Source organism: Staphylococcus sp. SM3655 (assembly GCF_016917315.1).
GTDB classification, from domain to species: Bacteria; Bacillota; Bacilli; order Staphylococcales; family Staphylococcaceae; genus Staphylococcus; species Staphylococcus aureus.
On sequence record NZ_CP070305.1, the window covers coordinates 2,219,327 to 2,243,068 of the forward strand.

Here is a 23,742-nt window from a genome sequence, read left to right on the forward strand (position 1 = left end):
TTACTTTTTATTTTTTTTAGATTTCTTTTTCTTCTTTTTAGCTGCTAGCTTTTTAGAAGGTTTTTTTGATGCCGACTTTTTCCCTTTGGATTGGTTATCTTTTTGATTTTTCTTTTTAGCCAATAATAAAGGTGCGTCATCTTCATTAGATTCAATACTAGTTGTTGTTTCAACATCTACCTCTTTATCTTTGCGTCGTTTTGCGATTAAGATTGGTGAATGTTCGTTATCTTGCAACACTTTTTCATCTGTGTTTTCATTTGTAACTTCCACATCTTCTTCATCTTCTTTACGACGACGTTTTGGTAAGAAGAACGGCGTATGTTTAACTTTATCGAGTGACTCGCCATTATTTAGCGAATCTTTTTCTTCAACAGTAACATCTTCTTCATCTTCTTTTCTGCGACGTTTCGCAAATAAAAGTGGTAAATGTTTTGTATCGTCTAAAGTCTCTTTTATTGAATCTTTATTATTATCTCTTATTTCTAATTCTTCCTCTTCATCTTCTTTACGACGACGTTTGGCAATGAAGAACCAGAAACTAGCTAGTAAGCCAGAGATACCCACCACACCAATAGCGTTTTTAATAACATTACCGAAATTATTACTAAAGTGACGCATATGAAGTGGATCAATGTCATCATCTTCATCAATTTTCTTTTTATGTCCAATAGTCGAACTGTTAAATGGATGATTTGCAGTTCCATAACCAATTGTTAAATGGCTATTAGATTCATTTCCAGTACTTGACGATTGTTTAGCACGATCAGATATTACAATTTGTACTGCTGAAATTCGAGCAATACCATTGTTCAATGCAGCCTCAACTTGCTGTAATGTATGCGCATTATTAATATCTCTAATTGTTTCAAGCACAATTTCGTTAATTTGATTCATTGCTGCTTGTTTTTCATCAGTTGTGCCAATTTCACTATTTCGAATACTATTTATTTTTTCATTTGAAAAGTCTTTAATTCTACTAATTGCTTCTTGCTTGCGTTTAGCTAGTTCTTTTGCTGTTGGATTAGCTGCTTTCATTTGAGCTTTAAATTGTTCCAATTGCTCACTTATTTCATCGATGCTTTGCGCACGTTGAATCGCTTGAATTGCTTGTTCTTTTAATTGATTTAACTTAGCAATAGCTTCTTGCTTCTCTTTATCTGTTAGATCAGTACGAGCTTTGATTTCATCAATCATATGTTGAATTGCATCTTCAATCGATTTAATTGCATTTGATTTTGCTTGTTCAATCGTAAATTGTTCTGGATTAAATTGTTCAATATGCGCTTGTTCTTGTTGTTGAATTTCTTCAACTGAATGAACATCAGGTGCATTGTTAATATAATCAATTGCTTGTTGTTTAAGCTTATTAACTTCTGCAATTGCAGCTTCTTTTTGTTCCAGTGTTAATGTCACACTATTATTGATTTCATCAATCTTTTGTTGTGCCGCATTTTCGATTGATTCAATTGCCTGTTGTTTGACTACTGACAATTCTTTTTCTACAACTTTTACAGGAACATTAACAATCACTTTTGATCCATCAAGCAATGTAACTTCAACTTTTGCTGTTAAGCTATCAGAAATCGTTGCAGTTGATGGTGTATCGATAACTTCTGCTGAAAGCTGATTAATTAAGTTTATGTGTGCAAGAATATCTTGTTCTGTAATGATGTCATCACGATGTACAATGAGTTCACCATTAACTAGGATTTGCTCAGGTGTTGCTTCAAAAATTTCATTTACAGCAGGTTGTTCATCAACCTCCCATACATGTGTATTTCTAATGTCATCTAAACCTAAGTTTAATCCTCGATTTAATTGATCTATAGTTTGAGCATTCTCAACGTTTTGTAGTGCTCGTTTTTCAGCTTCGTCAATTTCTTTGAGCGCTTTTGCTTTTTGCTCAGGTGTTAAATCTGGATTTGAATTGATTTGATCACGCTTCGCATTAGCTAAGGCTTTTATTGCATTTTTCGCATCTTCTTTAGCTTTCACTAAATCTTTGATGTCTTGTAATGCTTGCGCAAGTTGTGCTTTTGCCTGCTCAATTTCTTCTTTAGTCAGCGCATTGTTAATGTCGTTATGACCTTGTTGAAGTATTTGATTAATTCGATCTTTAAGTGCTTGTTTTTCCTTATCTGTTAGATTTGGATTTTGATCGATTTCGTCAATTAAAGCTTGTACACGTTTATCAATATCTTTATTGGCATCAATTTTAGCTTTTGGTATTTCATTGGCATGCACTTGTTCAATCGCGTGCTTGCCTGCTGTTTGAACTTGAGATACAGCCTGATTACTTGTTGCTTTATTAATGTTGTTGATGATGCTGTTTGCCAATTCTTCTGCTTTATTTTTCGCAATATGCTTGTCTTGATCCGTCGCATTTGAAGCTTCGATTTCTTTTAGCTTATTAGCTAAAGCTTGATTAATAGATTGAATTGCCTTGTCTTTAGCATCTTGTAGTCGTTGATCACCATTAAGATTATGGATTGCATCATTGACTGTTTGAATTGCGCCGTTAATATCATTCACATTTGTGTTATCACTATTTAGCAATGTATTTGCTAGACGTTTGGCATCATCGAAGTTTGTTTTAGCATTATCGTCAGCGTTTTGGTAATTGACAGTTTGCTCTGCATTTGGAATTTCATTGTCAACTAAATGTTTCAATGTTTCCATTGCATCATTTAAGTCAATTTGATTATTAACAATATCTGTTACATCTGATACAGTATCGGCATTGTTAATTGCTTTATGTGCAAGATCTTGTTGCTGTTGATTTAATCCATTTAACGAATTAACAAACGCATTTGCTTTATCTTTGGCATTTGCAAGGTTTTGGTCTCCATTTAATGCATTTTGAGCATCGATAATATTTTGTTTCAATTGCTCTGCTTCAGCTTTTGCAATTGCATTACCTTGCACTTTATCTAACTCATGTGCTGCATTCGCAATTGCATTATCATAATTTGCTTTCAAATTGTCATCTGCATTGATGTAATTTGTGCTGCTGATAACACCAAGGTGCTGTTCGTCAATATATTGTTGTACTGCACCCATTGCATTATCTAATTTAGTTGCTCTATTAATTGCTCGAGATGCTTTATTTAGCGTTTCAGCATTATTAATTTGTTGGATTGCTAATTGTCTTTGAGCATTGTTTAGATGTGTTAATTGATCCAATCTTTGTAATGCTTCAGCTTTACGATTATTAAGTCTTTCTTCACCATTTAATGCTTTCTTAGCTGCAGTGATTGCATCATTTAATTTGATAACTTGTTCTGCAGTTAAGTTTTGACCAGTCGATTTATCAAGTGCTTGTTTCGCTTTATCAACCGCTTCGTCATATACTTGTTTGACTTGTGTATCTGCATTGACATAGTTCGTGCTACCTTTCGTGCGTCCTTCATTGCCAGTGATTTCTTGTGACAATTGATCCATTGCACGATTAAGTGCCTTAGCCTCATCTACAATTTGTTGGATTTGATTTAAATCGTTTGATTGATCGATGCGACCTTTAAATCCATCTTGTTGAGCATTGTTTAATGCATTCAATTGGTCGATGTCATGTTTACCATTTGTTTTAGCAAGTGCTACACGTTCATCACCATTTAATGCTTGTTTTGCTTTTAAAATATTTTGAAGTGCTTGATCCACTTGTTGCTTATTCGCATTTTGTTTCAATACATTTTCAGCATCAGCAATAGCTTGTTTATAAGCATTTTGCTTATCTGAATCTGCTTGTGTGTAATCTACAGTTTGCTCAACGTTAGCATGTTCATTAACTGCTTGTTGTAATTGATCCATAGATTGATTCAATTGCGTTGCTTGATCTACTAATTCAGCAATTGGTTGAAGTTTCGTCGCTTGATCAATGTTTTGTTTAGCAGTTGCAATTTGATCAGCATTTAAATGTGTTAATTGGTCAATAGTTTGTTTCGCTTGTGTTTTAGCTTCAGCGACTCTCTCATTACCATTCAACTCATTTTCTTTTTCTTGCAGCTTCGTTAATGCTTGTTCTACAGCATCTTTATTTGCATTTGAACCATTAGTTGGATCTGTAATGCTTTGAGCAGCTTGTAACGCTTGATCAACTGCTTCTTTTTTATCCGTTGATGCTTCAGTGTAATTTGGTTGAGCCTTATCTGTGTTCACTTGATCAACTTTATTTTTCAATGTTTCCATTGCGTGATCAAGTTCAGTAGCAGTTTGAACATGTTGTGCAACCTCTGTTCTTGTAGGCGCTGCATTTATAGCATCAGTTAATGCTTGTTGTTGTGCATGATTTAAGTTTGGCAATGCATTAACAGTCGTTACTGCTTGTTGTTGATCACGAGCAAGTTTTTGATCACCATGTAGGTTATCTTTTGCAGTTGTTACTGCTTGTGTCAATTGTTCTACTTGTGATTTGTCGAGTGTTGGATTACCTGTTTGGTTAATTAAATCTTTTGCATTTTGAACTGCTGCTTGGTAAGCATCTTTTTGCGGTTTATCTTCATTAATAAACTTGCTACCAGATTCTGTTTGTTGTTGATCTTGAATACTATTTCGTAATGCTTGCATTGCTTGATCAAGCGCTTTTGCTTCAGCTAATTTTTGCGCTACTTCATCACGAGTTGCTGCGTTGTTTATTTGGCTTTCAAGTGCTTGACGTTGCGGATTATTCAAACCATTTAATTGATTTAAATCAGTAACCGCATGTTGTTTATCGTCCGCAAGTTTTTGATCACCGTGTAGGTTATCTTTAGCTTGGTTAACAGCTTGTGTCAATTGTTCAACTTGTGCTTTATCAAGCGTTGGATTGTTAGTTTGATTAATTAAATTTTTTGCATTTTGAACTGCTGCTTGGTAAGCATCTTTTTGTGGTTTATCTTCATTGATAAACTTGCTACCCGCTTCCGTTTGCTGTTGATCTTGAATGCTATTACGTAAAGCTTCCATTGCTTGGTTAAGTGCTTGTGCTTCAGTTAATTTTTGTGCTACTTCGCCACGAGTTGCCGCATTATTGATTTGATTTTCAAGTGCTTGACGTTGTGGTGTATTCAAGTTAGACAAGTTATTTAACGTTTCTGTTGCACGTTGCTTATCTTGAGCTAGTTTTTGATCACCATGTAAATTGTTTTTAGCATCAGTCACTGCCTGTGTCGCTTGATCAATGATTGATTTAGCTAATGTAGGATCAGTTGTTTTGTTAATCAAATCTTTCGCGTGTTGTACTGCTTGCGTATAAGCATCTTTTTGCGCTTGATCCTCGTTAATAAATTTACTACTAGCTTCAGTTTGTGGTTGATCCTTAATACTTTCTTTTAATGCTTTCATCGCTTCATTTAATGCTTGCGCTTGTGCAATGATTTCAGCCACTTTATCACGAGTTGTTGCATTATTAATTTGATTTTCTAGCGCTTGTTGTTGAGCTGGTGTTAATTGATCTAAATGATTTAGAGAATTTCCAGCAGTTTGCTTATCTTGAGCTAATCGTTCAACACCATCTAATGCATTTTTAGATGATATTACTGCTTGAGTCGCACTTGATACATTACCTTTATTGATAGTTGGATTATTTAATCCTGCAATGATAGACTCAGCATTTTGAACTGCTTCATCATAGGCTTGTTTTTTATTCGGTTCTGCATTGACATATGCACTGCTCGCACGTGTTGCATCTTTGTCAGCAATACTTTGTTGTAATGCATCCATAAGTTGATCTAATGCTTGTGCTTCAGTCAAATCTTGCTTAACTGCTGTTCTAGTTGTTTCGCTATCAATTAACGTATCTTCCATATGTTTTTGTGCATTGTTTAGATGTGCTAATTGACTAACCGTTTGTTTAGCATGATCTTTATCATTTTGTAATTTCACATCACCATGTAATGCTGCTTTCGTTGTATTCACAGTTGCCGCTGCTTGATTAATCGCATTATTATCTAATGTTGCAGTTTGTTCATTGATAATATTATTTGCGGCTTGAACAGCTTGATCATAGTTTTGTTGCTCTGGTTGATCTTCGTTGATATATTTGCTATTTGCTTTAGTTGCTGCGTTATCTTGAATGCTCTGTCTTAAACCATGCATTGCTTGGTTAAGCGTATTCGCATTTTGTTCAATTTGATGAACTGCAGTTACTAAAGTTGCAGCTGTAACTTGGTCTTTTAATGCTGTTTTTTGAGGATCATTTAAGCTTGTTAAAGCATCAATTGCTTGCGTCGCATTTGTTTTAGCAACTTGTAAATTATGATCTCCATTTAACGCTTGAAGTGTTGTTTGAACTTTAGTAATAGCTTGTTCTACTTCTGTTTGGTTCGCATTTTGACCAGTTTGTTTGTTAATCATTGCTGCTGCTTCATTTACCGCTGTATTATAAGCAGTTTGTTTATCAGTATCAGCATTGATGAAGTTACCACGTTGTTCAACGGCTTGATGATCTGCAATCGCATTAATTAAGTTACCCATCGCAGTATTTAAAGATTCTGCTGTTTGTTTGTGACCATTAACTGCAGCAATATCAGATGATTGCGTAATTTGTGATTGTAACTGTTGCTTTTGCGCATTATTCAAATGATCTAATTGATCAAGTCTGTTGTTCGCTTCTTGCTTAGCTGCTGCAAGGTTTTCATCACCATCTAATGCAACTTTCGTATTATTCACTTGTGTCGTTGCACCATTAACATCATCTGGATTCATCGTAGGCGATGTAGTTTGATTAATGATATTATTAGCAGCTGTTACAGCTTTGTTATAGTCATTTTGTCTTTGCGCAGTTGCATCATGATAATCTTCAGACGCTAATGTCGTTTGATTATCCGCAACACTATTTCTTAATAATTCCATCGCATGATCTAACGTTTGTGCTTTTTGATTAATCGTAGTGACATCTGTAACAAGTGGCGCTTGTGTAATTTGACTTTCAAATGATTGTTTTTGTGCATCATTTAAGTGTGTTAAGTTCGCCAATTGTTGTTTTGCTTGTTGTTTTGCATTTGCCAAATTGTCATTACCATTTAATGCTTGTTTCGCTGCGTTCACTTCATTAGTGATGCTTTCAACTTGTGCTTGTACTTCATTAGTACCACTTTGTTTATTCAATAATGCTTCAGCTTTTGCTACTGCCTGTTTATACGCATTTTGTTTGTCAGGATCTGCATTTAAGTAATTACCGTCCGCTAATATTTGATCTTTATCATTAATAGCTTGTGATAATTGATCCATTGCTTGATCTAGGCTCGTTGCTGTTTGTTTAACTTGGTTCACTGTAGCAATTTCAGGCGATTGATCGATTTGACCTTTTAATGCTTGTTTTTGAGCATCGTTTAAATGCGTCATTCCACTTACGGCATCTTTAGCATTTTGCTTTTCAGTGGCTAATTTAGCTTCACCGTTTAAGCTATTTTTAGCATCAGTCACTTGAGTTAATGCACGAGTAATGTCATCTGGGTTAAGCGTTGGATTTGTCGTTTGATTGATAATACCTTCCGCTTGAGACACTGCATTTGTATATGCTGTTTGCTTATCGACATCAGCATCGTGGTAGTTCTCACTTGCTTTCACAGTATCTTTATTTGCAATACCTTGTTTCAAGTTACCCATTGCTGTATTCACATTTTGTGCATTTTGTTTAGTTTGTTCAACTGTAGCTAAAGCTTGTGCTTGATTGATTTGGTTTCGTAATGCATCACGTTGTGGTTGATTTAAGTCACGTAACGTATCAAGATTTGCTAAAGCATCTTGTTTCGCTTGCGCTAATTTTTCATCACCGTTTAATGCATCTTTCGCTTGATTCATAGTTGTAACTGCTTGTGTTACTGTATCAGGCGCCAATACAGGTGTTGGTGTGCCATTTGCGATTTGTTGCGCTTGGTTAGCTGCATTGTTATAAGCTTGTTGTTTGTCTTGATCCGCTTGTGTAAAGTCAACTGATTGTGGTACTTGACTATTCGCTTGAATTTGTTGTTTCAACGTACCCATTGCATTATTTAACGCATCAGCATTTTGCTTAATAGCATTAACACCTGTAACAAGTTCTGCATGCGACACTTGGTCTTTTAATGCTGTTTTTTGTGGTTGATTTAAGTTTGGTAACTGATCAATGGCTGTATTTGCATTGTCTTTAGCAACTTGTAAGTTATGGTTACCGTTTAAATCACCCTTAGCTTGATTCACTTGTTGTAACGCTTGAGCCACTTGTTGTGGATCCACGTTTGCATTTGGTGTACCACTAATGATTTGTTCAGCATGCGCTACCGCATTGTTATATGCATTTTGCTTATCAGTATCAGCATTGACAAAGTTACCATTTGCTTTAGTTTGGTCTTTATCTGCAATACCTTGTTTCAATTGTGTCATTGCTTGATTTAAATCTTGTGCTGTTTGCTTAATCGTGTTTACATTTGCAACAGTTTGCGCAGCATCAACTTGTTGTTTTAATACATCTTTTTGCGCTTGATTTAAATCATTTGCATTTGTAATCACTTGTTTCGCTGCATCTTTTGCACGTTGTACATTGTCATTACCATTCAATGCTTGTTTCGCTGCGTTCACACGTTGCATCGCTTGTTCCACTTCAGTTTGACTTGCATTGCTGCCATTTGCTTTAGATAAAATACCTTCTGCATTTGCTACCGCATTAGTATAAGCATCTTTCTTAGCTTGATCTGCATCAGTAAAGTTAATGCTATTTAATGTCTCAGTTTTATCTTGTAATGCATTGTTTAAGTTAGTCATAGCATTATTCAGATTTTGAGCATTTTGCTTAACATTATTAACTGTTGCAATATCTGGTGCTTGTTCAACTTGAGTTGTTAGCGCTTGTTTTTGAGCATCATTTAAATGATCTAGTGTACCAAGTGTTGTCTTAGTATCTTGTTTGGCATCAGCTAATTTTTGATTACCGTTAAGTGCTTGATTTGTGTCATTCACTTTAGTTAATGCTTGTTGAATTGTATTTGGATCCATTGTTGGATTTGTTGTTTGTTTTAACAATTCTTCTGCTTTTGTTACTGCATTATCATATGCTGTTTGCTTGTCAGTATCAGCATCGTGATAGTTCTCGCTACCTTTAATTTGTGCTTTATTCGCAATACCTTGTTTCAATTGTGTCATCGCGTCATTAAGCGTTGTCGCCGCTTGTTGAATAGCATTGACGTTTGGTACAAGAGTTGCTTGCGTAATTTGTTTGTTGTATTCATCACGTTGCGCTTGATTCAAGTTTGGCAATTGATCAATAGCTTGTTGAACATTTTGTTTCGCCGTTGCTAAGTTCGTATTACCATTCAAATCATTTTTAGCTTGCGTAACTTTATTTAAAGCTGCAGTAATTTCGCTAGGTGTAACGACTACATCAGGCGTACCACTAATTAATGCTTCAGCTTTTGCTACTGCTTGATTATATGCATTTTGCTTGTCAGGATCTGCATTGACAAAGTTACCATCAGCTTTTGTTTGTTCTTTATCTGCAATGCCTTGTTTTAATTGTGTCATCGCATTGTTTAACTCTTGTGCTGTTTGTTTAACATTGTTTACACCAGCTACAGTAGTTGCATTTTGAACTTGTTGTTTTAATGCGTCTTTTTGTGCTTGGTTAAGGTCATTAGAGCTATTAATTAATGCTGTTGCTTCGTCTTTTGCATGTTGAACGTTGGCATTACCATTTAATGCTTGTTTTGTTGCATTAACTTGTTGGATTGCTTGTTCAACTTCAGTTTGTGTTGCATTGCCACCATTAGCTTTTGAAATAATGTTTTCAGCATTTGTAACAGCAGTGTTATATGCTTGTTGTTTGGCTTGATCTGCATCAGTGAAGTTAACTGTTGCTTTCGTAGCATCTTTGTCAGCTATCGCTTGTTTCAAGTTACCCATCGCTGTATTTAAGTTTTGCGCATTTTGTTTAATTTGATTTGCTTCATCAACAGTATGCGCGCCATTAATTTGATTAGTAACAGCTTGTTTTTGCGCATTATTTAAGTTGTCTAATGAACCTAATGATTGTGTCGCTTGTTGTTTCGCTGCCTCTAGGTTTTCATTACCATTTAATGCATTTTTAGTTGTGCTTACTTGACCAGCAGCTTGATTGATAACAGTCGGATCTAAAGTTGGATTTGTAGTTTGATCAATAATACCTTGTGCAGTTGTGACAGCATTATTGTACGCATCCTTTTTATTCGGACTTGCATCAGTATAATTTTGGTTTTGTTTTGTTGTCGCATTATCTGCAATACTTTGACGTAATTTGTCCATTGCTGCATCAACATTGTTTGCTTTTTGTTCATTACCTTGTGCTTCTGCAACAGTAGTCGATTGTTGTACCAATTGTTTTAATGCCTCTTTTTGTGCATTTGTTAAATGGCTTAAACCGTCAATTGCTGTATTTGCGTGTTGTTTCGCTTTTTCAAGGTTTTGAGTACCATTAAGCGCTGCTTTTGTAGTATTCACTTGATTCATAGCTGCTTCAACTTGATCTTTAGGCACGTTCGTACCTGTAGATTTATTTAAAATATTTTCAGCATTACGAACCGCTTCATTGTATGCATTTTTCTTCTCTGGATCTGCATCTGCAAAGTTTTGACTGCCAAGTGTAGTGTCTTTATCATTCAAGCTATTTTTCAAGTTACCCATCGCTGTATTCAGTTCCTGAGCGGTTTGAATGGCTTGCGTTACTTCAGCTACAGTGTGCGCTTGATTGATGTTTCCAGTAACAGCACCTTTTTGTGCATTGTTTAAGTTATCTAACGTAGATAATGTTTGGTTTGCATTGTTTTTAGCATCTGTTACTTTTCTATCACCATTCAACGCTTGTTTAGTAGTTGTTACAGTTGAAAGTGCTGCTTCAACTTGTGATTGGTTCGCATTTGTACCATTTGCTTGATTAATAATATTTTCAGCAGCAGTTACCGCATTGTTGTATGCTGTTTGTTTTTCTGGATCTGCATCTGTAAAGTTAACACTTTGTTTCACTTGATCTTTGTCTTGGATTCCGTTGATTAAACGTTCCATTGCTTGATCTAATTGTTCAGCTTTAGTTTTCACTTGATTTACTGTGCTAATATTTGGTGCATTTGTCACTTGTGTATTTAAATCTTGCTTTTGAGCATTGTTTAAATGACTTAATCGGTTGATGTTAGCAGTTGTTTCTTGCTTTTTATTTGCTAAGTTTTGCGCACCATTAAGCGCCGTTTTGTTAGTGTTCACTTGATTAGCTGCTTGTGTTACTGCAGATGGATCAAGTGTTGGCTGACTCGTTGCATTAATGATATTTTCAGCACTTGTAACTGCTGTATTGTATGCATTTTGTTTATCTGTATCTGCATCAACATATGGTTGACTCGCTTTTACTTCATCTTTATTCGCAATACTATTTCGAAGTTGATTCATTGCATTGTCAAGATTTGTTGCATTGTCTTTCACACTTTGTACACCAGTTACTTGTGTCGCGCTATCAATTTGACCAGTAATACTTTGTTTTTGTGCATCAGATAAATGTGTCATTTGACGTAATGCATCTTTAGCTTGTTGCTTCGCAGTTGCTAAGTTTGTATCACCATTTAAACTTGTTTCAGCATTATTGACACGTTGTGTTGCCGCAGTAACATCTGCTGCATTTGTAATCACATTAGGTGAACCATTTACGATATTCTTCGCAGCATTATATGCATCAGTGTAAGCACCTTGTTTATCAGGACTTGCGTTAGTGTAATTACCACCAGCTACAATTGTGTCATGATCACCAATTGCTTGTTTTAATTGATCCATCGCATTATTAAGTGATGTAGCACTATTTTTCAGATCAGTTACACCTGATACGCGTTGTGCAGCATTCACTTGTTGTTTCAATGCTGTTTTTTGCGGTGTATTCAATTGTGTCAAGTTATCGATAGCTTGTGTAGCTTCAGTTTTAGCGCGTTGTAAGTTCGCGTCACCGTTCAAAGCATTTTCAGTAGACGTTACACTTTGAATTGCTTGTTCAACAGCTTGCTTATCTTTATTCGTACCATGATCTTTATTTAAGTAAGATTCAGCTTGTGTGATGGCATTATCAAATGCTGTTTTCTTAGTTGGATCTGCGTCAATGTAGTTTTCGCTCGCTTTAGTTTGATCTTTATTTGCGATTGCTGACTCTAATCGTTGCATTGCACCATCTAAGTCTTGTGCTTTCGTTTTAACACTATTTACACCGTTGACTGTTGTTGCACCTTCGATTTGTGATGTTAAATCTTGTTTTTGTGCATTATTTAAGTGTGTTAATGTACCTAAGTTTGCTTTCGCATCTGATTTTGCTTGTCTTACATTTGCATCACCGTTTAAAGCATTCTTAGCAGTCGTTACTTGATTTAATGCAGCTTCAACTTGTGCTTTTGTCATATTTTGACCGTTTGCTTTATCTAAAATACCTTGAGCATTCGTAACAGCATTTGTGTAAGCATCTTTCTTACCTTGGTCAGCATCTGTAAAGTTCACTTGTTGTTTAACAGTGTTTTGGTCATTAATACCATTTTGAAGTTGACCCATTGCTGTATTTAATTCATTAGCAGTATTTTGTGCAGCAGTTACGTCTGCTACTGTCGTTGCATTGTCAATTTGACTAGTTGCTGCAGTTGATTGCGCGTTATTCAAGTTACTATATGAAGCTAATGCACGTTTTGCTGTTTCTTTCGCTTGAGCAACTTTATTATCACCATTCAAGTCGTTTTTAGCTTGATTCAATTGGTTAAGCGCTGCTTGAACTTGTGTTTCATTCGCGTTAATGCCATTTGCATTAGTAATTGCTTCTGCTTGTGTAACTGCAGTATCATACGCTTGTTGTTTTGGTTGATCCGCATCTGTGTAATTGACACTACGTTTCGTATTATCCTTTTCAGCAAGTGCATGTTTCAAATTACCCATCGCTGTGTTTAACGATGTTGCTTTATTTTTAGCCGCTGTGACAGCTGCAAGATTTGGTGCTTGATCCACTTCAGCATTTGCCGCAGTTCGTTGTGCATTGTTCAAGTCTGTCAAACGACCGATATCTGTTTTCGCAGTTTGTTTTGCAGCTGCTAATTTTTCATCACCGTTCAATGCTGACTTCGCACTATTAACTTGGCTCGCTTTTTGATTAATCGTATCTGGATTCATTTCAGGATTATTCGTTGCACTAATAATACCCTCAGCATCAGATACTGCATGGTTGTATGCATTTTGTAGATCTGCATTCGCGTCTTGATAATCTTCGCTTGATTTAGTCGTATCTTTAGAAGCAATACTTTGTCTTAATTGATTCATTGCTTGATTTAAAGTACCAGCATTTGCTTGGATGCCTTGAACACCAGCAACAGTTGTACCGCGTTCAATTTGTTCTGTTAAGTTTGCTTTTTGAGCATTAGTTAAATGTGACATTGTCGCTACTTGTTGTTTAGCTGTGTTCTTCGCTTCATTTAATCGCGCGTCACCATTTAATGCTGTTTTAGCAGTATTCACACGTTGTAATGCTTGTTCAACGGCTACTTTATTGTCATTTGAACCAGCTGTTTTATCTAATAACGTTTTAGCTGCTGTTACAGCATCATTGTATGCAGTTTGTTTATCTCTATCTGCATCAGTATATTTCTGAGCTGCTTTTGTAGCTGCTTCGTCATTAATACCACGTTGTAAGTTGCTCATTGCAGTATTTAATTCAGATGCCATTGTAGACACTTGATTTACACCTGCAACTGTTGTCGCACCTTCAATTTGTGATTTCAATGCTGCTTTTTGTGCATTATTAATTGATGTAAGGTTATTCAATGCATTTTTCGCAGTTGTCTTAGCGTTCGCAACATTTTGATTACCGTTCAATTCGTTTTTAGCACGTTGTACATTTTGTAACGCAGTTTCGACACCGTCTTTTGCAGTATTTGGACCTTGTGCTTTATTTAAAATTTGTTCAGCTTGCGTCACTGCATTTGTATATGCATTACGTTTCGCTTCATCTGCATCAGTGAAGTTAACACCTTGCTTAATCGTATTTTGATCTTGAATACCATTTTTCAAGTTCGTCATAGCTGTATTTAATGTGTCCGCATTATTTTGCGCTTGTGTTACTTCATTAACATGCGTTGCACCTTCGATTTGGCGTTTCGCTGCATCTTTTTGTGCATTAGTTAAGTCACTTAAGCCATTCAAATGTTGCTTCGCATTTGTTTGCGCAGTTCTTAAGTTTTCTTGACCATTTAACGCTTGTTGTTTAGCTGTCACTTGGTCTTTCGCTTGATTAATTTCTTGCGCATTCATTGATGGACTAGTTGTTTGACCAATGATTGCTTTTGCTGCAGTGACTGCATTGTTGTAGTCATTTTGTTTGTTTTGACTTGCATCTGTGTAGTTTTGATCTGCTTTAATCGTTGCTTCATTCGCAATGCTATCTCGTAGACCTTTCATTGCAGTGTTTAATGTTTGTGCATTATCACGAACAGTTTGAACATTTGGCAACGTCGTCGCTTGACCCACTTGTTCTTTAAGTTTTGCTTTTTGCGGACCATTTAAAGAAGTTAAACCATCAATTGCAGTGTTAGCATTTTGTTTCGCTACTTCTAAATTATGATTACCGTTTAACTGCGTCTTCGCATTCGTTACTTGTGTTGCTGCATTTGTAACATCTGACGGTGTTAACGTTGGTGTTGATGTACCACTAACGATATGTTCTGCAGCTGTCACTTTTTCATCATATGCTTGGCGTTTATTCGCATCAGCATTGACATAGTTACCACTAGCTTTTGTCTCAACTTTATCAGCAATGGCACGTTTTATAGCTGTCATCGCTGTATTTAATTCAGTCGCAGTATGTTCAACACCATTTGCTGCAGATACGCGTCCTGCACTTGTTACTTGTGCTTTTAATGCTTCTTTTTGTTTTGTATTTAAGTCCGAAGCATTTGTAATCGCTGTGTTAGCAGCTTGTTTCGCACGTTCTAAGTTTTGAATACCGTTTAATGCAGTATTTGCTTGCGTAACAGCTTGCATTGCTCTTTCAACATCTGCTTTAGGTGTATTACCGCCAGCTGTTTTATTTAAAATTGTAGCTGCTGCATTTACTGCTTGAGAATAAGCAGTTCGTTTAGCATCATCAGCATCTTGATAATTTTGACTTTGTAACGTCGTGTCTTTATCACGAATTGATGTTTCTAATTGACCCATAGCACCATCTAATTGTTGCGCTTTGGCTTTAACTGTATTAACACCTTCAACATTTGTTGCTTGTGTAATTTCATTATCTAACGCTGTACGTTGTGCATTATTAATGTGTGTTAATATACCTAACGTTTGTTTCGCAGCGGCTTTAGCTTCATTTAATTTCGCATCACCGTTCAACGCCGTCTTCGTACTGTTTACATTTTGTAATGCTTGTTCAACTGCTGCTTTGTCTACATTTTGACCACTAGCTTTTGTTAAAATTGCTTTCGCTGCATTTACAGCTTGATCATAAGCTGATTTCTTACTTGGCTCTGCATCTAGGTATTTCTGAGTTTGTTTTGTTTGTGTCTCATCATTGATACCGTTTTGTAAACTATGCATTGCGTTATTTAATTCTGTTGCTTTGACAGTTTCTTGATTTACACCAGCTACTGTTGTTGCACCATCAATGCTACGCGTTAACGCATCTTTTTGTGCATTGTTAATTGATGTTAAGTTATTTAAGTTGTTTTTCGCAGTTGTCTTAGCTTGAGCTAAGTTTTGCGCACCATTTAATGCATGTTCTTTAGTTGTCACTTGTGATGTTGCTTGCGTAATAGTATTTGGTTCCATCGTTGGGTTCGATGTTTGTTTAATGATTGCTTTTGCTGCAGTAACTGCGCTGTCGTACTCGTTACGATTATTTGGACTTGCGTCAGTGTAGTTTTGACCTGCTTTAATTGTTGCTTCATTCGCAATACTATCTCTTAAGCCTTTCATCGCTGTATTCAACGTTTGAGAACTATTTTTAACAGTTTGAACGCCATCTAATGTAGTTGCACTTTGAACTTGTTCTTTTAATTTTGCTTTTTGTGCATTATTCAATTGTGCTAAGCCGTCAATTGTATTGTTGGCATGCTCTTTCGCTACACGTAAGTTGTTATCACCATTTAATGCTGTTTTAGCCGCATTGACTTGTGATGCCGCACTATTTACGTCATTGACTGTTAATGTCGCATTCGGTGTACCACTAATAATATTTTCAGCGTTCGACACTTTTGAATCATACGCTTGACGTTTTTCTTGATCAGCATTGACATAATTACCGCTTGCTTTTGTTCTTTCTTTATCAGCAATAGCTACTTTAAGTGCTGTCATCGCGCCGTTCAATTCAGTAGCTGTACGTTGAACGTTATTTGCATCAGACACACGTTGTGCATTGTTAACTTGTGTTTTTAATGCATCTTTTTGTTTTTGGTTTAAGTCATGTGCGTTGTTAATTGTGTTCGTCGCATTTGTTTTAGCTTGAGCTAAGTTTTGTGCACCATTTAACGCTGCTTTTGTTGTATTGACTTGATTTGCCATGCCATTAATCGCATTAGCATCCATATTTGGATTGTTCGTTGCATTAATAACACCATTTGCATTATTTACAGCAGTATTGTAATTATTTTTGTTGCTATCAGATGCATCAAGATAATTTTGACTTGTTTTCGTCGTATTATCATTTTGGATACTTGTACGTAATGCACCCATGGCAGTATTTAACGTATTACCTTTATCTTTAACACCATTTACACCAGCTACATTTTGCGCTTGTTCAACTTGATGCTTCAAGTTGTCTTTTTGTAATTGTGTTAAGTGTTGTAAACCATTAATCGTATTTGTTGCTGAAGTTTTCGCATTTCTTAAGTTTTCAGCACCATTTAAAGCCGCTTTCGCTCTTGTAACTGCATTTAATGCATTATCAACGTCTGCTTTAGATGTGTTACCACCAGTTTGTTTATTTAAAATGCCTTCAGCTGTTGTGACAGCTTGAGTATATGCATTTCGTTTTGATTCATCCGCATCAAGATAATTTTGATTTCTTAATGTAGCATCTTTATCATTGATTGAACCTTGCAAGCTATTCATTGCGCCGTCTAATGTATTGGCATTTGTTTTCACAGTATTAACGTCATCAACAGTCGTCGCTTGATTGATTTGACCTTCTAACGCAGTACGTTGTGCATTTGTAATATGGTTTAAAGTACCTAAGTTTTGTTTAGCTGCCGCTTTCGCTTCTGCCAGTTTCGCATCACCATTCAATGCATCTTTCGTACTTGTTACTTGTTGTAATGCACGGTCAACTGCTGCTTTATCTGAATTTGATCCAGTTTGTTTATTTAAAATTGCTTTCGCAGCAGCTACAGCTTGATCATAAGCAGTTTTCTTACTTTGTTCAGCGTCACGATATTTTTGAGTTTGTTTTGTTGTATTTTCATCATCAATACCATGTTGTAATTGACCCATAGCTGTATTAAGTTCATTTGCAGTTTGTTGGATACTTGTTACATTTGCAACACGTTGCGCACTTGTCACTTGTGCTTTTAACGCATCTTTTTGCGCTTTATTTAAGTTAGTAGCACCATCGATGGCATTTGTTGCTGTTTGTTTCGCTTGCGTTAAATTATGTGTACCATCTAATGCATTTTTCGTTGATGTCACTTGTGTAGCGATTTGGTTAATTGCATTAGCATCCATATTTGGATTGCTTGTTGCGTTAATGACACCATTAGCACTATCAACAGCATTGTTATAGTTTGTTTTGTTACTTTCTGTAGCATCAAGATAGTTTTGGCCATTTTTCGTAACTGTGTTATCTTGAATGCTATTTCTTAACGTACCCATAGCACCATTTAATGTGTTGGCACTTGATTTAACAGTATCTACACCTGCAACATTTTGTGCTTGTTGCACTTGTTGTTTCAATTTATCTTTTTGTGCAGTTGTTAAATGTTGAAGGCCGTTTATAGTAGTGTTTGCATTTGATTTAGCTTGCTCTAAATTATGGTTACCATTTAGGGCACCTTTCGCATTTGTCACTTGTGACAACGCGTTTTCAACGGCAGCTTTATCTAAATTTGATCCACTATTTTTATTTAAAATATTTTCTGCGTTCGTAACGGTTTGAGTATAAGCAGTTTTCTTATCTGAATCAGCATCATGATAGTTTTCGCTCGCTAAAGTATGCGCTTTATCATTAATACCATTTTGCAAGTTAGCCATCGCTGTATTCAATTGTGTACCTGTATTAGATACCGCTTCAACACCAGCTACTGTTGTTGCTTGATCAATTTTAGTTGTTAAGTCACGTTTTTGAGCATTATTAATTGACGTTAAGTTATTTAATGCATGTTTAGCTGTATTCTTCGCATTTGTAACGTTTTGATCACCATTCAATGCATTTTTAGCACTTGAAACATTTTGAATAGCCGCCTCAACATCTTGTTTAGACGTATTTGCACCTTGCGTTTTGTTCAAAATTGTTTCTGCTCTGCTTACCGCATTTGTATACGCATCACGTTTAGCTTTATCTGCATCAGTGAAGTTAACACCTTGTTTAACTGTGTTTTGATCATGGATAGCTTGTTCCAAGTTGCCCATTTGCGTATTTAACTCAGTTGCTGCATTTTTAGCAGCTGTTACCTCACTCACATGACCTGCGCGATCAATTTGTGTTGAGATTGCAGATTTTTGGTTATTTGTTAAGTGTGATAATGTATTTAAGTTTTGCTTAGCAGTGTTTTGTGCATTTCTTAAGTTTTCAGCACCGTTTAAACCATTTTTAGCATTATTCACTTGTGTTGTAGCTTGGGTAATCGCACTAGCATCCATAGTCGGATTGTTAGTTTGATTAATGATACCTTTCGCATTTGACACAGCGCTATTATATGTTGATTGGTTATTCGAACTTGCGTCTGTATAGTTTTGACTTGCTTTGACTGTTGTTTCGTTAGCAATACTATCTCTTAAGCCTTTCATTGCATTGTTCAATGCTTGTCCATTTGTTTGAACAGTTTGTACGTCTTCTAATCTATTGGCTTGTCCCACTTGTTCTTTTAATTTAGCTTTTTGAGGTGTATTTAATTGTGTTAATGCATCAATAGCAGTATTGGCGTTTTGTTTTGCTTCACGTAATCTTTCGTCACCATTTAATTCTTGTTTCGCGCTGTTTACTTGATTAGCTGCAGCTGTTACTTCTGAAGGAGTTGTAACAACCGTTGGCGTACCGCTAATAATATGTTCAGCATTGGTAACTTTAGTTGTGTATGCATTTTGTTTTGTGCTATCGGCGTTAACATATTTACTGCTTGCTAACGTATTCGTCTTATCTGCGATGGCTTGTTTTAATGAGACCATTGCTGTGTTCAGTTCAGTCGCATTGCGCTGTACATCTTGTGCATTAGAAACGCGTTGAGCACCATTAGCTTGTGCTTTTAATGTATCTTTTTGTTTTTGATTTAAATCAGATGCCCCATTGATTGTTGTAATCGCAGCTTGTTTTGCATTATTTAAGTTTTGCGTACCATTTAATGCATGTTTCGCACTATTAACATTATTAAGTGCTTGTTCGACTGCAGTTTTCGCTGTATTCGGTCCAGTTTGTTTATTTAAAATGGTTTCGGCAGCCGATACAGCTTGATTGTAAGCATTACGTTTTTGCTCATCAGCATCCAAGAAGTTTTGGCTTGCTAATGTTCCAGATTTATCGTTGATAGCAGTTTGTAAGTTACCCATTGCACCATCTAAACTATTCGCACTTTGTTTAACAGATTCAACACCAGCTAAGTTTGTAGCTTGTGAAATTTGATTTGTTAAATCATTACGTTGTGCTGTAGTGATATGCGTTAAAGTACCTAGATGTTGTTTCGCTGCGTTTTGAGCTGCAATTAATTTTGCATCGCCATTCAATGCATTTTTCGCAGTATTCACACGTCGTAATGCTGCTTCAACATCATTTTGCGCAGTGTTTGGACCATGTTGTTTATTTAAAATCGCTTTCGCTGCAGTAATAGCATTATCATACTCTTGTTGTTTATTTGTATCAGCATCACGATATTTCTCAGATGATTTCACTTGAGATTCGTTGTTAATACCATTTTGTAAGTTAGTCATAGCTTGATCTAGATGTTGTGCATTTTGTTTTACAGTATCAACACCACTCACTCTTGTCGCACTAGTAATTTGACTAATCAAATTGTTCTTTTGAGCATCTGTAATACTCGTTAATGTGTTTAAGTACGTTTTCGCATTTTGTTTTGCCGTAGCTAAGTTTTCATCCCCGTTAAGTGCCGTTTTAGAACTATTCACTTGCTCTGCTTTTTGTGTAATCGTACTTGGATTCATTTCTGGATTACTATTTGCATTAATAATCGTTTCAGCAGCAGCTACTGCGTTGTTATATGCTGTTTGCTTATCATTATTAGCATCTACGTAATCTTCACTTGCTTTAGTCGCATCTTTGTTGGCAATACTTTGTCTTAACGTATTCATGGCTTGATCTAATGTATTGGCATTTGATTGAACCGTATGAACACCAGCGACAGTAGTACCACTATTAATTTGGTTTGTTAAATTCGTTTTTTGTGCAGTTGTTAAATGCGTCATATTATTTAACTGCTGTTTCGCTGTTTGCTTCGCTTGATCTAATAAACGCGTACCATCTAAGTTATTTTTAGCCGAATTCACTTGATTCATCGCTTCAGTAACTTGATCTTTCGTTTTATTTTGACCATTTGATTTATTTAAAATATCTTTCGCAGCTTGTACCGCATTTGTGTATGCTGTTTTCTTACTTGGTGTCGCATCTTGATAATTTTGACTATTTAATGTCGTTTGTTCATCGTTGATCGCACCTTGCAAGTTACCCATCGCAGTATTTAAATCTGTACCTTGTTGTTTAACAGTATTTACGCCAGCAATATTTGATGCAGCATTAATTTTAGATTTAACATCTGCTTTTTGTGCATTATTTAAATGTGGTAATGCATCTATTGCACTTGCAGCATCTGTTTTAGATTGTGCTAATTTTTCATCACCATTTAATGCATTTTTATTAGTAGTAACAGCTGAAGTTGCACGATTAACATCATCAACAGACATCGTTGGATTTGTTGTTTGATTAATGATTGTTTCGGCACTTGAAACGGCACTATTATATGCATTTTGTTTAGATGAATCTGCATCCGCATAATCTTCTGTACGTTTGACTTGATCTTTATCTGCAACAGCATGTTTTAAATTACCCATTGCACTATTTAAGTTTGTTGCATTTTGCTTAATCGTATTAACTGTCTCGATTTGATGCGCACCATTAATTTGCGATTGTAAGTTTTGACGTTGTGCATTATTCAAGTTATTTAATTGACCTAATGCAGTGTTCGCTTCTTGTTTCGCAGTATTTAACTTAGCTTCACCATTCAATGCATGTTCTTTACTTGTGACATTTGATAAGGCATTGTTAACATCACTTGGTGTTATAACTGGATGTTGTGCATTACCATTAATAATGTCATTCGCATGGTTGTATGCATTGTTATAATCATTTTTCTTGTTAGTATCTGCGTTGACATAATTATCACTTTGTACGACTTGGTTATGATTAGCAACGCCACGTTTTAGACCTGTCATTGCAGTGTTTAAGCTTTGAGTTGTTTGTTTAATATTATTTACTGCTTGAACATTTTGCGCACTATTCACTTGTTGTGTTAATGCATTCTTTTGCGCTTGGTTTAAATCACTTGCATGCGTAATCGCATTTGTTGCTTCTGTTTTCGCACGTTGTAAGTTTTGTTGACCATCTAAAGCATCTTTCGTCGATTTAACAGATGCTGCTTTTTGGTTCACTGTGTTAACATCCATCGTTGGATTAGTCGTTTCTCCAATGACACCTTTAGCCGCATTAACTGCATTATCATACGCTTGTTTATTAGCTGGTGTTGCGTCAGTGTAATTTTGACCTGATTTAATTGTATTATTATCCGCAACACTGTCTTTTAATTTCGTCATCGCAGTATTTAAAGCCGTAATGTTAGACTTAATTGTTTCAAGCGCAGCATGATTTTGAGCAGCATTAATTTGTTGCGTGAAATTATTTTGTTGTGCTTGGTTTAAGTTAGATGCACCATGTAATGTTGTTAACGCTGGTTGTCTATCTAATGTTAAACCTTGACGTGCTGTATTTAATTGATCCTTAGCTTGGTTTGCCTCTGCCACTTTATCATTGATATTTTGGACCGTTGGATTGCCATTCAACACTTGATTAATTTCAGTTAACTTTTGACGCGCTGCTTGTAATTTTTGGTTGTACGCATTTAACGAAGCGGTCGTCATACCTGTTGTATCTGTTGGCTGATTAATGCTTTGTTCTAATTGCGTTTTCGCATTTTGAAGCGGCGCTTTATCTGGTGTTAAAGCTTGACGTGCATTATCCAAATCAGATTTAGCTTGATTTGCTGCAGACGTATTTGTATTAATTTGATCTACAGTCGGTGAACCTGCTAATACTTGACTGATTTGTTGAACCTTATTACGTGCAGCCGTTAACTTCGCATTATAAGCATTTACAGAGTCTTGTGTCATACCAGTTGTACTTGTTTGCGTGTCAATACTATGTTGTAGTTGATTTTTCGCATTTTCTAAAGGTGCTTTATCGACTGTTAAGCCATTACGTGCTTGATCAAGTGCTGTTTTAGCAGCATTTGTTGCTGTCACGTTTTGACGAATCGTTGCAACATCTGGATGAGATGCCAGTACGCGATCAATTTCTTGTATTTTAGTTCTAGCTGCTGAAAGTTTTTCATTAAATGTAGCAACAGATGTGCTTGTCATACCAGTCGTACTCGTTGGCTGATCAATATCATTTTGCAACTGAGTTTTCGCAGTTTGTAATGGTGCCAAGTCTGGAGTTAATCCAGCAATTGCTTGTTTTAAGCTATTATATTTTTCTTCTACTTTTGTTTTTTCTGTGGCAATTTGTTGGTCTGTCGCGTCACCATTGTTAATAACATTTTGTGCATTTGTTGATTCTGTTTGACCCGCACGTTTAGCATTTTCATATGCTTGGATTGATGATTGTGTCATACCATCAGTAGTTACTGATTTATTGATTTCTTTATCAAGTTTCGTCTTAGCAGTTCTTAAAGCACTATTATCAGCTAAAGGTACTAATTGATTAATTGCTTGCGTTAATCGCTCATTGACACGATTTACATTTGTTAACGCAGATTGTACCTCTTGCACTGTTCTTATTGGCTTCTGAATGATAGCATTAGCGCTATTTTTAGCACTTGTTAAGTCACTTTGAAGTGCACGAATCGAATTATTGTAAGCAGTAATACTTGCCGGCTTCTTACCAGTCGTTGTACCTGTGCGATTCAATTGTTGCACTGCTTGCTCTAAGGCATGTGTATCTGCAGTTAAATCATGTTTCGCTTGGTTTAATGCTGTTAATGCGTTATCGACACGATGTTTTTCATCTGAAATTTGTTGTGCAGTTGCATCGCCATTGTCAATAACACGTTGAGCTGCAGTTATTTCAGTTTCTGCTTCACGCTTCTTCGCATTATAGTTATCAATACTTTGTTGCGTCATACCAGCAGTTGATGGTACTTGGTTCACAGAACTTTGTAAGTTATTTTTAGACGTTACTAATTGGCTATTATCTTCTTTATTTTGAAGTAATGCTTTAGCTTGATCAATCTTAGTTTGTGCTGCACGAACTTTAGTTAGTGCGTCAGAAACTTGTTGTGGTGTTGCACGCTCATTATTAATCACTTGTTGTGCTTCTGTTTTCGCAGT

The 23,742-nt window shown here is 36.0% G+C and carries 1 protein-coding gene (running past one end of the window); it reads right to left on the minus strand.

All coding sequences use genetic code 11. The annotated features are described in order from the left end of the window. Positions 1–23,742 carry the 3' portion of a hyperosmolarity resistance protein Ebh gene (ebh, locus tag JQN76_RS10935; RefSeq protein ID WP_205397774.1) on the minus strand. Its footprint extends 7,665 nt past the window's final position, so the window shows 23,742 of its 31,407 coding nt (coding positions 7,666–31,407); the start codon falls outside the window, past its right edge; its stop codon occupies positions 1–3.